The organism is Myxococcales bacterium (assembly GCA_016703425.1).
Taxonomy (GTDB): Bacteria; Myxococcota_A; Polyangia; order Polyangiales; family Polyangiaceae; genus JADJCA01.
In genome coordinates this window covers 480,268-493,536 of sequence record JADJCA010000009.1, presented here as the reverse complement: position 1 = coordinate 493,536, position 13,269 = coordinate 480,268, and the positions used below count along the sequence as shown (strand labels likewise).

7 protein-coding genes are annotated in these 13,269 nt (G+C 69.3%); 2 read left to right on the top strand and 5 right to left on the bottom strand.

Annotated features, from left to right (window positions below):
* Positions 1-13: 13 nt before the first annotated feature.
* The 3 genes from uvrA to IPG50_19785 all read right to left on the bottom strand — a co-directional run bounded on the left by uvrA (position 14) and on the right by IPG50_19785 (position 7,061).
* A complete protein-coding gene (uvrA, locus tag IPG50_19795) occupies positions 14-5,383 on the bottom strand; it encodes an excinuclease ABC subunit UvrA (GenBank protein MBK6694426.1) in 5,370 nt (1,789 codons plus the stop codon).
* Positions 5,384-5,454: 71 nt separating this feature from the next.
* Positions 5,455-6,120 (bottom strand): HAMP domain-containing histidine kinase, encoded by a 666-nt coding sequence (locus IPG50_19790; GenBank protein MBK6694425.1) that lies wholly within the window; start codon positions 6,118-6,120, stop codon positions 5,455-5,457.
* Positions 6,117-7,061 carry a metallophosphoesterase gene (locus tag IPG50_19785; GenBank protein MBK6694424.1) on the bottom strand — a complete coding sequence of 315 codons (945 nt, stop codon included), beginning with the start codon at positions 7,059-7,061 and terminating at the stop codon, positions 6,117-6,119. Before IPG50_19785 ends, IPG50_19790 begins: the two co-directional genes overlap by 4 nt.
* 213 nt (positions 7,062-7,274) lie before the next feature.
* Between IPG50_19785 and IPG50_19780 the strand changes: the two genes are divergently transcribed.
* Positions 7,275-8,930 (top strand): peptide chain release factor 3, encoded by a 1,656-nt coding sequence (locus IPG50_19780; GenBank protein MBK6694423.1) that lies wholly within the window; start codon positions 7,275-7,277, stop codon positions 8,928-8,930.
* Positions 8,931-8,978: 48 nt separating this feature from the next.
* On the opposite strand, the gene IPG50_19775 is transcribed toward IPG50_19780, so the two are convergent.
* Both IPG50_19775 and IPG50_19770 read right to left on the bottom strand, forming a co-directional pair.
* Positions 8,979-9,983 (bottom strand): hypothetical protein, encoded by a 1,005-nt coding sequence (locus tag IPG50_19775; GenBank protein ID MBK6694422.1) that lies wholly within the window; start codon positions 9,981-9,983, stop codon positions 8,979-8,981.
* Between the two features lie 18 nt (positions 9,984-10,001).
* Positions 10,002-10,424, bottom strand: a complete 423-nt coding sequence (locus tag IPG50_19770; protein MBK6694421.1) for a hypothetical protein — start codon at positions 10,422-10,424, stop codon at positions 10,002-10,004.
* Between the two features lie 199 nt (positions 10,425-10,623).
* Here IPG50_19770 and IPG50_19765 point away from each other — a divergent pair, with 199 nt between their 5' ends.
* The gene (locus tag IPG50_19765; protein ID MBK6694420.1) at positions 10,624-13,239 is read left to right on the top strand and encodes a serine/threonine protein kinase; all 2,616 of its coding nucleotides are present in this window, start codon (positions 10,624-10,626) and stop codon (positions 13,237-13,239) included.
* The last annotated feature ends 30 nt before the right edge of the window (positions 13,240-13,269 follow it).

The following is a 13,269-nucleotide window of genomic DNA, read 5'->3' as shown; positions in this document are numbered from 1 at the left end:
GGTCGTCGCGCCGTCACGGGGCGCTGTCGGCCCGCTGCACGGCGCGATTGCGCGCGCTCTTTGCCTCTCGCCCCAAGAAGCGGCCCGTCGCGGTCTTCGCCTTGCGAAGCGCTTCCGGCGTGCCCTCGAAGACGATCTCGCCGCCGTCGCCGCCACCTTCGGGGCCGAGCTCGACGACCCAGTCGGCGCTTTGGATGACGTCGGGATGATGCTCAATCACCACGAGCGTGTCGCCGCGATCGACGAGGCGATGCAAGACCGTGACGAGACGCTTCACGTCGGAGAGGTGGAGGCCCGTGGTGGGTTCGTCGAGCACGTAGACCGTCGGCTCGTGTTGCAGGCCGGCGGTGAGCTCGGCGGCGAGCTTGAGGCGCTGGGCTTCACCGCCGGAGAGCGTGTTGGAGCCCTGCCCGAGCGCGATGTATCCCACGCCGAGATCGCCCAGCGTGCGGAGCGGCGAAGCGATCTTCTTGTGTGCCTTGAAGACCTCTGCGGCGTCGTCGGCGGAGAGCCGCAGGACGTCACCGATCGACAGGCCTGCGTAGCGAATCTCGAGCGTCGCAGGCTCGAAGCGCGCGCCGCCGCAGGACGCGCACGGCGTGACGACGTCGGGCAGGAACGACATCTCCGAGACGATGACGCCCTGCCCATCGCACTCGGCGCAGCGACCGCCGCTCCCGGTGTTGAACGAGAAGCGCGCCGCCGTGTAGCCGCGCACCTTCGCGTCGGGCAGGCTCGCAAAGAGGCGCCTGATGTCGTCCCAAATGCCGAGGAAGGTGGCAGGCACGGAGCGCGGCGTTCGGCCGATGGGAGACTGATCGACGGCGACGGCGCGCTTCACGGCGCGCGCACCCTTGAGCGTCGTGCGGCCCAAGGGCACGTCGGCCACGAGGCCGAGGGTGCGACGCAGCGCCGGGTAGAAGATCTTGCGAACGAGCGTCGACTTGCCCGAGCCGCTCACGCCAGCCACAACCGTAAGGCGCCCGACGGGCACGGAGAAGGTCACGTTCTTCAGGTTGTGCGCCGAGGCTCCGCCGAGCACCAGCGCGCTCGACGCCGGGCTGCGGTTCGCGCGTACGACGCGGGTCCGATCGAGGAGAGCCGCTGCCGTCGGGGAGCGCGGATCCGCGAGGACCTCGTGAGCCGGTCCCTGCGCCATGACGTGGCCGCCCTGCCGGCCGCCGTGTGGGCCAAGATCGAGCACGTGGTCCGCCGCGGCGATGGTCTCGGCGTCGTGTTCGACGACCAGCACCGTGGAGCCGGTCTTCGTGAGGGCCCTCAAGTTGTCCAAGAGGCGCCCCGTGTCGCGCGGGTGAAGGCCGATGGTCGGCTCGTCGAGGACGTACAGCGCGCCCGTGAGGCCGCTGCCAATCTGCGCCGAGAGCCGCAGCCGCTGCATCTCGCCGCCGGACAACGTGTAGGCCGCGCGGTCCAGCGCCAAGTACCCGAGGCCGACGTTCTCGATAAAGGCGAGCCGCCTAAGGAGCTCTTTGTGCGCAGCGTCCGCGATGGCCGCGGCGCGACCCTGGAACCGGAAGTTCCGCGCGACGCGATGCGCGCTCGCGACGTCGTGTGCCAGGAACGACGGATAGGTATGGCCGAAGAGCCGAACGCCGCGCGGCACCGCCGACAGGCGCGTCCCGCCGCACTCGCGGCACGGCTTCGCGCCGCCGTCGCCAATGTCGGCCTCCGGATCTTCGGTGCCGCGACCTTCGCACCGCTCGCATTGCCCTTGCTTCGTGTTGAACGAGAACGTGCGCGGATCGACCTCCGGCACGCCGGTGCCGCACTTGGGGCAGGTCCGTGCCGTCGACCACAGCTCCTCCTTCGGATGCGGCGCTGCCGTCGGCGGGCCGCGCCGCACGCGGAGGGCGCCGTCGCCCCACGCGAGCGCGCGCTCGTAGGTCGACCGTTCGAGGTCCCGCAGCGGACCGTAGTGAACGATGAGGTCGACGGTGTGCTCCACCGCCTTCTGGAGGCGCGGCGGCGGATCGATGGCGACGATGGCGCCGTCGACGCGCGCGCTCTGGAGGCCTGCGCGGGCCGCCTGCGTGAAGAGATCGAGGTACGTGCCCTTCCGGGCGCGCACCGCCGGCGCGTACACCGTGACGGGGTCTTCGCCCGGCGACTCAACGAGCGTGCGAAAGAGATCCTCTTCCGAGAACGACTGCACCGCGGCGTCGCAACGCGGGCAGTGAAGGTCACCAACCTTCGCGTAGAGGAGCCTCAGGTAGTGCGCCGCTTCCGTCACCGTCGCGACCGTCGAGTTGCCACCGGCGCGCGTGAGCCGCTGCTCGAGCGCGATCGATGGGGGAACGCCCAAGACGCGCTCCACGTCGGGCCTTGGCAACGTTGGAAGGAACTGCCGCGCGTAGGGCGTCAGCGTCTCCATGAAACGACGCTGGCCTTCGGCGAAGACCACGTCGAACGCGAGCGACGACTTGCCCGAGCCGCTCGGGCCCGTCACCACCGAGAGCTTGCCATGGGGAATGCTGCACGAGACGTGTTTCAGGTTGTGCTCGGTCGCGTTCTCGACGGTGATCGCGTTTGGGGCGCGGCCCCGGTCCAGCGCGCCGCGGCGCGGAAGCGTGGTGCGCTCTCGGAGCGCGATGCCCGTTCGCGAGTCCGACGCGGCGAGGTCCTCCGGGGTGCCCTGCGCCACCACGCGGCCGCCCTCGGGCCCCCCCCCGGGGCCGAGGTCAATGATCCAGTCGGCGCTTCGGATGACGTCCAGATCGTGCTCGACGACGAGCACGCTGGCGCCCTCATCCACCAGCGCTCGAAGCGCGTCGATGACGTAGCGCGTGTCGCTGCCGTGCAAGCCGGCGCTCGGCTCGTCGACGACGAAGAGCGCGCCTTTCGCGTCTTGCGCGAGGGCGCGGGCGAGCTTCAGCCGTTGCGCCTCGCCGCCGGAGAGCGTCGACAGCGGTTGCCCAAGGGGCAGGTACCCGAGGCCAACCCGGACGAGCGGCGACAGCGCTCGATGGAGGACCGGGTCCTTCGCCTCTCTTGGGTGGAAGAGTTCGAGGGCCCGCGACGCCGGGAGCTCGAGCACCTCCGCCACCGACAAGCCACCGTGTTTCACCGCCAGGACCTCGGGGCGGAAGCGTTTTCCGAGGCACGCGGCGCACAAAATGGCGACGTCCGCGAGAAACTGCATCTCGACGGTCTCGTAGCCCTCGCCGGAGCATGTCTCGCAGCGGCCCGAGCCGGGCCCGCCGACGTTAAACGAAAAGTGCGAAGGCCCCAGGCCTCGCATTGTCGCTCCCGGCTCGGCGCCGAAGCGCGCGCGGAACCGGTCCCACGCTTTCGTGTAGGTTGCAGCGTTCCCCCGCGCCGTGCGACCGAGCGGCGATTGATCCACAAGGACGGCGCGCTTGAGCGAGCCGATGCCGTCGACCGTTCGGAGGCCCTTGGCTTCCGGGACCGAGACGTCGCCGAGGGCGCGGGCCACGGCGCGGTAGATCACGTCGCCGGCCAAGGTCGATTTGCCTGAACCGCTCGGTCCCGTGAGCGCACAAAGCACGCCGAGGGGAACGTCGACGTCGACGTTGACGAGATTGTTTGCCGACGCTCCGCGGACGCCGAGTGCACCGCTTGCGTTGCGGCGCTCGGTGACGGCCGAGCCCTTGCGATCTTCGGCGCTCCAGGCCGCACCCGTTGGGAGGTCGGTTCGCTTCGCGAGGGCCGCCGGCGTGCCGTCGAAGAGGACGTGGCCACCGTCGTGCCCGGCGCCGGGGCCCAGCTCGATGACGCGGTCGGCGCTCTCGATGAGCGTGCGGTCGTGTTCGATCAGCACGACGCCGTTGCCCGCGTCGGCGAGCCGCTGAATGGCGCGGCCCAAGGCCGGCACGTCGAGCGCGTGAAGGCCAACGGTCGGTTCGTCGAGGACGAAGAGCGCGCCCGTGAGCGACGCACCGAGGGCCGTCGTGAGACCAGCGCGCTGCGCCTCACCCCCCGACAGCGTGCGTGCCTGCCGATCCAACGTCAGGTAAGCGAGGCCGACGTCTTCGAGGTAACGAAGCCGTGCCCCGAGCTCTTGTTGGAGCCGCTTGCCTTGCGGATCAGCGACGACAAGGGCATCGAGGCTCGCGCGCGCCTCTGCGATGGTGGCGGCGTGCCAGTCTCGGAGGTTCTTGCCGCCGACGCGGTAGCTGAGCGGCACCACGCCGAGGCGCGCGCCCTGGCAGGCCGTGCAAGGGACGTAGTCGCGGTAGCGGGCCAGAAAGACGCGGACGTGCATCTTGTAGGTGCGCGACTCGAGCCACTTGAACCACGCGCGGACGCCTGGGTACTTACCGCCCTCCCAATCGCCTTCGCCTTCGAGGACGAGGGCGCGCTGCGCGTCCGTGAGCGACGCCCACGGCACGTCGAGGGGGATCTTCTTCTTCTTGGCGAAGCGGATGAGCGTCTCGCGCTCCCACTCGGAGCTCGAGCCGCTCCACGCGCGAATCGCGCCCTTCGCGAGCGACCTTGAGGTGTCGGGGATGACCTTCTCCCAGTCGATCTCGATGGTGCGGCCGAAGCCGCGGCAGGCGGGGCACGCGCCGAGCGGTGAGTTGTACGAGAAGAGCGCGGCTCGCGCCGGCTCGAAGGCCTTGCTGCACCGGGGGCAGGCGAGGCCTCGCGCTAGCGAGAGGCGCCTCGGCGCGCTCTCGTCGGTGCCCTCGACGAGCAGCTCGGCTCGGCCTTCTCCGCGGAGCCACGCTGTCTCGACGGCCTGCTGCAGGCGCCGTGTCTCGCGCTTGGCGAGCGTTGCGCGATCGAGCACGACCTCGAGGCGCACATCGGGTGCCGTTGCCTCGCTCGGCCTCACGTCGTCGACGTCGCGCAGCGTGCCGCCCACGACGAGGCGGCGGTAGCCCTCCTTCGCGAGTGTTTCGCGCAGCTCCAGGAACGCCTCCGCATCGGCCGCGCGGACCACGTAGCTCACGCGCACGCGCTCCTTCTCCGTGCCTTGTGCGAGGAGTCGCTCGACGGCCTCGGCGGCCGCCGTAGGGACCGCCAGCTCACCGCAGTCGGGACACATGGGGACGGCCTCTCGCGCGAAGAGTCCCGCGAGGTACGGCTCCAGGTCCGCCATGGTGGCGAGCGTCGAGCGGCTCGACTTGATGGGGGCGCGCCGATCGACGGCGACGGTGGCGGCGACGGGATCGAGCGAGTCGATGGGGGGGCGCGGCAAGCGTTCGAGGAATTGGCGCGCGTAGGGACTGAAGCTCTCCACGAAGCGCCGTTGGCCTTCCGCGTAAATCGTGTCGATGGCCAACGACGACTTGCCGGCGCCGCTCGGTCCCGTGAGGCACACGAGCTCGCCCGGCTCAAACGTCAGGCTGACGTTCTTGAGGTTGTGCGTGCGCGCGCCACGAAGGACTGCCGGGAGCATGGCGCGAGAAGGTAGCACCTCGGGTGCGGCGCCCAAGGGTAGCCGCGTGACCGGTTGCGAACGCTTCGGCCCTATTGGCCGATGGGCAGCGTGAGGCGGAAGCAGGCGCCTCGGCCGGCGCTCGGCAGGAGCGTCAGCGTCCCGCCGTGGGCCCGCGCGATGCGGCGGGCCAGCGGAAGGCCCATGCCCGTTCCGCCATCGCGGGAGCTCACGAGCGGCTCGAAGATCTTGTCGCCGAGGCTAGCCGGGACGCCCGGGCCGTCGTCTTCGACATCAACGGTCAAGAGTCCTCCGCTCGCTTCGCAGCGGGTCTGGATGCGAGGCCTTTCACCGCGCACTTGCACGGCGTTCTCGTAGAGCACCTTGAGGGCGCGGGCGAGCAGCCGATCGTGCGCGCGGAGTCGAGCGTCGCCGAGCGCGTCGACGAAGTGGGCGCAGCCCTCCGGAAGCTCGGCGCGCGCCAGCGCCACCACCTCGGCGATGTCAACCCACTCCCGGGTCAACGGCTCGTCGCGGGCGAGCGAGAACACGTCGTCGACGATGGCGCGCGCTCCGCGCACGCTACGCTCGATCTTCTCGAGGTGCGGTGCGCTCTCGGAAGGCTCGCGTTTGGCGAGGTAGGTGCTGCCATCGATGATGAGCAGGAGGTTTCGGAGCTCGTGGGCCACCTCGAAGGCGACCTCGCCAAGGAGCGCAAGGCGCTCGGCGCGATCGTCGTCCCCTGCGGCCCCGCTCATTTCGGAGGCATCGTATCGCGCTTCTCGCGCCGTCGCTTCTTTCGTTCCACGACGGCCCGGCGGCGAGCCTTGAGCCACTCGGTCGGTGCGCGGCCTTCGAGCGCCGGTTGCTCCGTGTGGTGCTCGTCGAAGGTGCCCGGCTCGTGACCCAGCTCAAAGACGGCGACCTCGCGTTTTCCGCGCTCGCCGAGCCGCAGCGGCATCACGGCGGCGCCGATGCCCGCGCCGACGTAGACCGCACCATCCGGCGGCTTGGCGGAGCGCGAGCCGTAGAGTCCGTGCACATACTTATGGCCCGCGAGGCGCCCCACCGAGAGCTCGTGGAGGCGCGCCAACGTGATCTGGCCGGCGTGCGTGTGACCGGAGAGGACGAAAGGCACGCCGGCCGCCCAAAGGCCGTCGGCCTCTTCGCCGATGTGTGAGAGCCCCAGCGTGGCCACGTTGGGCGTCAGACTCGCGATGGCCTTCGCGCGGTCGGCGTGCCCCGTGTAGGCGTCGTCGAGACCGAGCACTTGGAGTTTCTCCCCGCGCAAGGTGAGCGTCGTGACCTCGTTGGAGAGGACCAGCGCGCCGGCACGACTGAGCGCCCAGCGGACGCCCTCGGCGCCGGACCAGTAGTCGTGGTTGCCGAGAACGGCGATGACTGGCACGTGGAACGCCGAGACGACGCTTGTGAGCTCGTCCAGGAAGCGCTGGCTGTGGCACACGAAGTCGCCCGTCAAGACGACCAAGTCGGGCTCGGCTTCGTTGGCCAGGGTGGCGGCGTCGAGCTGCGCGCGCATCGGCGTAATGCGGCCAACGTGCAGATCCGTCAAATGCGCGATGCGGAGGTGTGAGAGCTGCTCTTTGTAGGCGACGGGCCCGGCGAAGTGGCGAACGCGGATGTTCGAGCGCTCCGCCCTCGCGGCCGACGCCGCCGGAAGCGAGCCGGGCAGCCGCATGCCGCCGCTGTGCGCCTTCGACGAGGGGTCCTGCGGAACGGACCGCGGCGAGGGCGGGCCCGATGGCGGGCCGGGCGGCGAAGACCTGGCCTCGTGGGAACGTCGGCTCACTCTTCTCACGGTCGCGCGTTCTTGGGGCCTTCGCAAGGTCCGGCGGCGAAATGGACGTGCGCGCGCGCCGTCCCCCTTCGTGCTATGCGAGGCGTCGCCGTCATGCCTCCCGAACCTGCCGATACCCCCGAACATTCCGAGCTGGAGCGCCGCATCGCGCTCCGCCGCACGTTCGCCATCATCTCGCACCCCGACGCGGGTAAGACGACGCTTACGGAAAAGCTGCTGCTTTACGGGGGTGCCATTCAGCTCGCCGGCGCCGTGAAGGCGAAGCGCGGGCGCGCCGCAGCCGTCAGCGACTGGATGGAAATGGAGCGTGAGCGCGGCATCTCCATCACCACGAGCGTCTTGCAGTTTCCCTATCGCGGCCTCTGCATGAACCTGCTGGACACGCCGGGCCACGCCGACTTCAGCGAGGACACCTACCGCACGCTGCACGCGGTCGACGGCGCCGTGATGCTGCTGGACTGCGCCAAGGGCGTTGAAGCGCAAACGAAGAAGCTGTTTCGCGTCTGCCGCCAGCGCAAGATCCCGATTTTTACGCTGGTCAACAAGATGGACCGGCCGGGCCGTGAGCCCTTCGAGCTCATCGGCGAGGTCGAGCATGTGCTCGGCATCGGCGTCTACCCGGTGACGTGGCCCATCTATCGTGGCGCGACGTTTCGCGGCGTCTACCACCGCGACTCGAAACAGGTATTCATGTTTGACGCCGGTCGCGCCGGTTCCAGCACGCAAGCGGGCTCCGAGCGCGCCGACTACGTGGCCACAGGCGTCGATGATCCGCGGCTCAAGGACGAGCTCGGCGACGAAGGCTACGCGCGACTCAAGGAAGACTCGCAGCTCCTCGAGATGGCCGGCGACGCCTTCGATCGCGAGAAGTTCTTGGCCGGCGACGTCTCGCCGATGTTCTTCGGTAGCGCCGTCAACAACTTCGGCATCCAGGCGTTCTTGGACGATTTTTGCGCGCGCATGCCGGGTCCCACACCGCGCGTCTCGTCGAAAGGCGTCGTCGCCACCGACGAGCCGTTCTCGGCCTTCGTCTTCAAGATCCAAGCGAACATGGATCGGCAACACCGCGATCGCGTGGCGTTCATCCGCATCTGCTCGGGCAAGCTCGAGCGCGGCTCGAAAGTGAACCATGTGCGCGAGGGTCGCTCGGTGCGCCTCGCCAACCCGACGACCTTCATGGCGCAGGAGCGCACCATCGTCGAAGAGGGCTTCGCCGGTGACGTGCTCGGCGTTTACGACCCGGGCATGTTCGAGATCGGCGACACGCTCACGGCCGGCGAGAAATTCACCTTCGAGGAGATTCCGAGCTTCGCGCCGGAGCACTTCGTACGTGTGGCGATGCTCGATCCGATGAGGCGAAAGCAGCTCAAGAAGGGGCTCGAGCAGCTCGCCCAAGAAGGCACGATCCAGCTCTACACGCCGGAGCGCGGCGGTGATCCGATCTTGGGCGCCGTCGGCCGGCTGCAGCTTGAGGTCGTCAAGCACCGCTTGAAGAGCGAATACGACGTCGACGCGCGCCTCGAGCCGCTGCAGTGCGATTTTGCGCGCTGGGTATCCAAGAAGGGGGGTGGCGACTTCGACCTCTTGGCCTTCGACCGCGAGCGCCTCGGAATTCCTGCGCGCGACGTGCGAGGGCGCGCCGTCGTGCTATTCGCCGGTGACTGGCAGCTTTCGAGCGCGAAGCGCGAGATGCCCGACATCGTCTACGCGGAGACGGCGCGCGGCGGCGAAGCGACTCAGCACGAGTGAGCCGCGCTTTCGCGCGCGGAAGTTCGAGAGGAATGCGGAGGCACGTCCTTAGCGACGACTCTTCCGCAACCATTGGACGAGATCACGAGCCGCCTCTTCGTCGGAGACGACCTCTTGGAACGCGAGCGTTTGCCGAATCTTCGCCGAGCTCACGACGAGATCGTTGGCGAGCGGCCCAAGGAGCGCGAGCTCGGGCGCGAGGGGCGCGTCGTCGTCGGCCTCCACGAGGCGAACCGTCTTGCCTGTGACACGCGCGAAAAGCGCGACGCGCTCGGCCATCGTTGGCGTGTGGCGCTCGCCAACGTTGAACACCAAGAACTCCTCGCCCGCCCGAGGGGCCCGCTCCGCCGCACGATGCTCGGCGGCCAGCGCGATGGCGTGAGCCACGTTCGCCACGTGGGCGTGAGTCAGTCGCAAGGGCGCGCCAGCGCGGCAAGGTAGCTCGCGCTCCTGCGGGTCTGAGGGCTCGTCCGACGTTCCGGTCCCGTCGATGGCATCGACGATGGCGCCGAAGCGCCGCTTCGGATCGCGCGAGCCGAAGACCCCGGGCAGCCGCAACACCGTCGTCGGCACGCGTGCGGCGCGCTCGCGGAAGTGCGCCTCGACGTCCTTCTTGTCGTAGTCGGGGCCGCCTTCGTGCGGAACGCCGAGCGCCTGAAACGGCTTCGGCACGGTGAGCGGCGATTGTTCCGTGACGAGGTCCTCAAGGTGGGCGCAGGGCAAGCCGTTGAGCCGCCCGAACTGCGCGTAGACGTCGAAGCTCGATAGCACCACGAGCGGTGCGCCGGCCGTTTCACAGGCGAGCCCCGTCGCTTCCGCGTCGGCACGCGACATGGCGCGCGTGTCGACGACGACGTCGGCCTTCGCGCGCGCCACAGCCAACGTGAGCGCTGACGGATCGCGGCGATCGACGAACACGTCGCTCACGCCCTCGCACTCGAGTGTGGTCGTTCCGCGATGGAGCACCGTCACGCGATGCCCGCGCGCGACGGCCGCGACGACGGCGGCGTGGCCGATGAAGCGGGTGCCGCCGATGAAGAGCAGGTGGGCCATCCTCGAGCTCCCTTCTTGCTACGGCGCGGGCGCCGCTGCAGCCTCCGTGCCTTGCGGCGCCTTTTGGGCGAACACGAGGACGTCGAGGCCGAACGCGAGCGCCACGCCGACAACGGTCCCGACGAAGTCCCACGTGAAGTCTCTCCACGACGGCGTGCCCAAGCCCAAGGCGTCGGCGCCTTCTTTGGCGGCTCCGACGCCGAGCCCCACGGCGCCGCCGAGGAGTGCGGCATCGAGTCGCTTGTCGAAGAGCAGCGAGCCCAAGCCGTACCCGCCGGCGCCGAGCGCAGCGCTCGCCCCGAAGTGGAGCGCCTTGTCGCGTCCGAACCAAGGGTCGGGGTCGTCGCTCGCCCGTGCGTCGGTCGCCAGCAGCACCCCCGCGGCCGCGCCCAAAAACGCGAATCGCGAAATCCAAGGACGGTTTGGGTGTGCGCGTTTCATGAAGTGCTTCGATAGGGAGCTTCGGCAGGGGTGAAGGGAGCACATTCCCGGCCTCCGAACCGGCCTCAGCGTTGAGCAGCGTAGAACACAACCCGCGGCCGGGTTTCGGGTTATCCTTGCGAGGGTTTTGTCCGGGGGCCCCTCCGGTAGCTCTGGCGACCAGCGCGACCAGCGCGACCGCCCCTCGAAACACTCACCGATGCGCCCTGTTCCCAACGAGTCGAGAATCCCGGTTGGCCAGATCCTGGTCGGCAAGTACCGCGTGACGCGCGAAATCGGGCGGGGCGGAATGGCGGCGGTCTACGAGGCTGAGCACCTGTCGCTCGGCAAGAAGGTGGCCGTCAAGGTGCTCGCCGCCGAGCTCGCCGCGTCGACCATCGTCATCGAGCGCTTCTTTCGCGAGGCCCGCGCCGCCGCGAGCATCAAGAGCCCTTACATCGTCGACGTCTACGACTCCGGTCGCCTCGAAGACGGTCGCCCGTTCATTTGCATGGAGATGCTCGATGGCGAGTCGCTCTACGATCGGATGGCGCGCGTCCGCATCATCGACGTGGAGACCACGCTCCGCGTCATCTCGCACTGCGCGAAGGCGCTCGCGAAGGCCCACGCCGCGGGGATCGTTCACCGCGATCTCAAGCCGGAGAACATCTTCCTCACGAAGGACGAGGAAGGGCAGAACCTCAGCAAGCTGCTCGATTTTGGGCTCGCGAAGTTCTACGAGCCGGTGTCGTCGCCGGATCAAAAGGCCGCCCGCCTGACGCGCGAAGGCGCCGTCTTCGGAACGCCCGCGTACATGTCGCCCGAGCAGGTGAAGGGACAAGGCTCGGTCGATCATCGCGCCGACCTGTGGGCCCTCGGCTGCATGGCCTTCGAGTGTCTCATCGGGCGCCCCGTGTGGAACACCGACCAAGGTGTGGCGATGACCTTCGCGGCCATCGCGACGCACCCCTTGCCGGTGCCTTCGCAGATTCGCCCCGATCTGCCGAAGGCCTTCGACCAGTGGTTCTTCCACGCACTCGAACGCGACGCCGACAAGCGCTTCCAATCGGCGCAGGAGCTCGCGTCGGCGCTCGTGCGCGCGTTTGGGCGCAACTCGAACCCTCACCTCGGCGAGAGCGACGACTTCTTCCCACGCACGCCGGCGCCTTCCGCGGAGGCGTTCAACCTCATTCCCACGGCGCCGCGCTCCTCGCCCAACGGTTTGCCGGTGCCGCCGGCGCCGCCGTCGGGCCCGCGCGGTCCCTCACCGGCGCCCTCGGAGAAGACGCTCAGCGCCGCCGAGATGCCGCCCACGTCGCGCAGCTCGCTGCAGCAGCCGACGATGCTGCAGGCGCGTCCGCCGTCGCCGCTTCGCTGGGCCCTCTCGTCGGTGCTCCTGATCGTCACGTCGCTCGCCGCGTACGTCGTGTGGGCCAATTACCTTCGGCCTCAGCTCTTCGCGCCGACGGTCATGTCGTCGGCGGTGCCGGTGGCGTCAACGACCGCCTCGGCGGCGCCCATGGTTCCGCAGAAGCCCGACGAACCGAAGTGGGTGGCGGTCATCGGTGAGGGCCAAAAGCTCTTCGCCGAGGGGGACTCGTCGGGTGCGCTCAAGAAGTTGCAAGATGCAACCCTCCTCGGCGCAGCCCCCGTGGCCAAGCTCTTCGCGGAGCAGATCCGCATGACCCAGCAGTCGCAAGGCGCCTGCAAAATGGCTTCGTTCTCGAGGCCGCGGACGATCCCGTCGCAGGGTCTCGGTCGTCCGACCGTCGTGCCGCTCGGCCGCGGCTCGCTCGTCGCGTGGACCGACGACCACGAGCAAGCGGGGCGCGAGCACGTCTACGCCGTCGTCCTCGACGAGTTCGGTCGCGCCGTGTCGGCGCCGCGCGACCTCACGCCGGAAGCCAACGAGATCATTCGCGGCTCGCTCCTCGGCGTCGGTGATCGGAGCGTCCTGCTCTATTGGGACCGCGCCGGCCGCGAGCCCGGCGTGCGGGTGCGCTGGATCGACGCCGACGGTCGCATCGGCGGCGGCAGCATCCTCGTGGGCGCCGGTCGCCCGGGAAACTACTGGCCTGCCATCGAGAAGTCACCCGATGGCTTCATCGTGGCGTGGCACGACGATCGCGACCGCGACGGCGACGACATCTTCCTGCGCAAGCTGGGCCCGGAGCTCGAGCCGCTTGGTTCGGAGGTTCGCGCGACCGACTACGCCGCCTTCGCCGGCCGCCCGGCGCACGCTCGCGTTCCTGACTTGGCCATCGCCGCGAGCAACGTGTTCCTCACGTACACGCTCGAGCGTGGGACGCAGCGACTCGTCTACCGCATGCGACTAGGCCTTGGCGGTCCGGAGCTCGCGAAAGGCCTCACCGAGCGCGCTGGCAAGACGCCGGACCGCGAGCTTGGCAAGGCGATGCTCGTCAACGAGGACAAAGCGCCCGGCGATGCACCGACGGTCGCTTGCGGCACCGAAGGTTGCTTCCTCGCCTGGCACGGCGAGAAGGGTGGCGCCTACGCGGCGCTCATCGATCCGAGCAAGGGCGACGTTGTTTGGCGGAAGAAGTTCGCAGAGAAGGGCGCGCGCCCGTCGCTCGGTGTCGGCGCCGACGGCTCGGTGGTGGTGGCCTTCTACGAGCAAGGGCGCCTCAAGATGGCGCACCTGTCGCGGGACGCGACCGTGAGCACACCCAGCACCATCGCCAAAGCGAGCGCAGACCAGCCACGACCGTGGATCGCGCCGGGCAAAGGGAAGGGGGAGTTCTTCCTGGCCTGGCAAGACAACGAGTCGCCCAACCGCGCGGAGCCGTATTCGGCGCGCGTGGTGTGCCGTCCGTGATGCCGCCGGGCGCTCCGCCGCCCCACACAA

Excerpts from the sequence above, each read along its gene's own strand:
- uvrA (MBK6694426.1), bottom strand. The coding sequence starts at position 5,383 with ATGCTCCCGGCAGTCCTTCGTGGCGCGCGCACGCACAACCTCAAGAAC.
- IPG50_19790 (MBK6694425.1), bottom strand. The coding sequence starts at position 6,120 with ATGAGCGGGGCCGCAGGGGACGACGATCGCGCCGAGCGCCTTGCGCTC.
- IPG50_19785 (MBK6694424.1), bottom strand. The coding sequence starts at position 7,061 with ATGCGGCTGCCCGGCTCGCTTCCGGCGGCGTCGGCCGCGAGGGCGGAG.
- IPG50_19780 (MBK6694423.1), top strand. The coding sequence starts at position 7,275 with ATGCCTCCCGAACCTGCCGATACCCCCGAACATTCCGAGCTGGAGCGC.
- IPG50_19775 (MBK6694422.1), bottom strand. The coding sequence starts at position 9,983 with ATGGCCCACCTGCTCTTCATCGGCGGCACCCGCTTCATCGGCCACGCC.
- IPG50_19770 (MBK6694421.1), bottom strand. The coding sequence starts at position 10,424 with ATGAAACGCGCACACCCAAACCGTCCTTGGATTTCGCGATTCGCGTTT.
- IPG50_19765 (MBK6694420.1), top strand. The coding sequence starts at position 10,624 with ATGCGCCCTGTTCCCAACGAGTCGAGAATCCCGGTTGGCCAGATCCTG.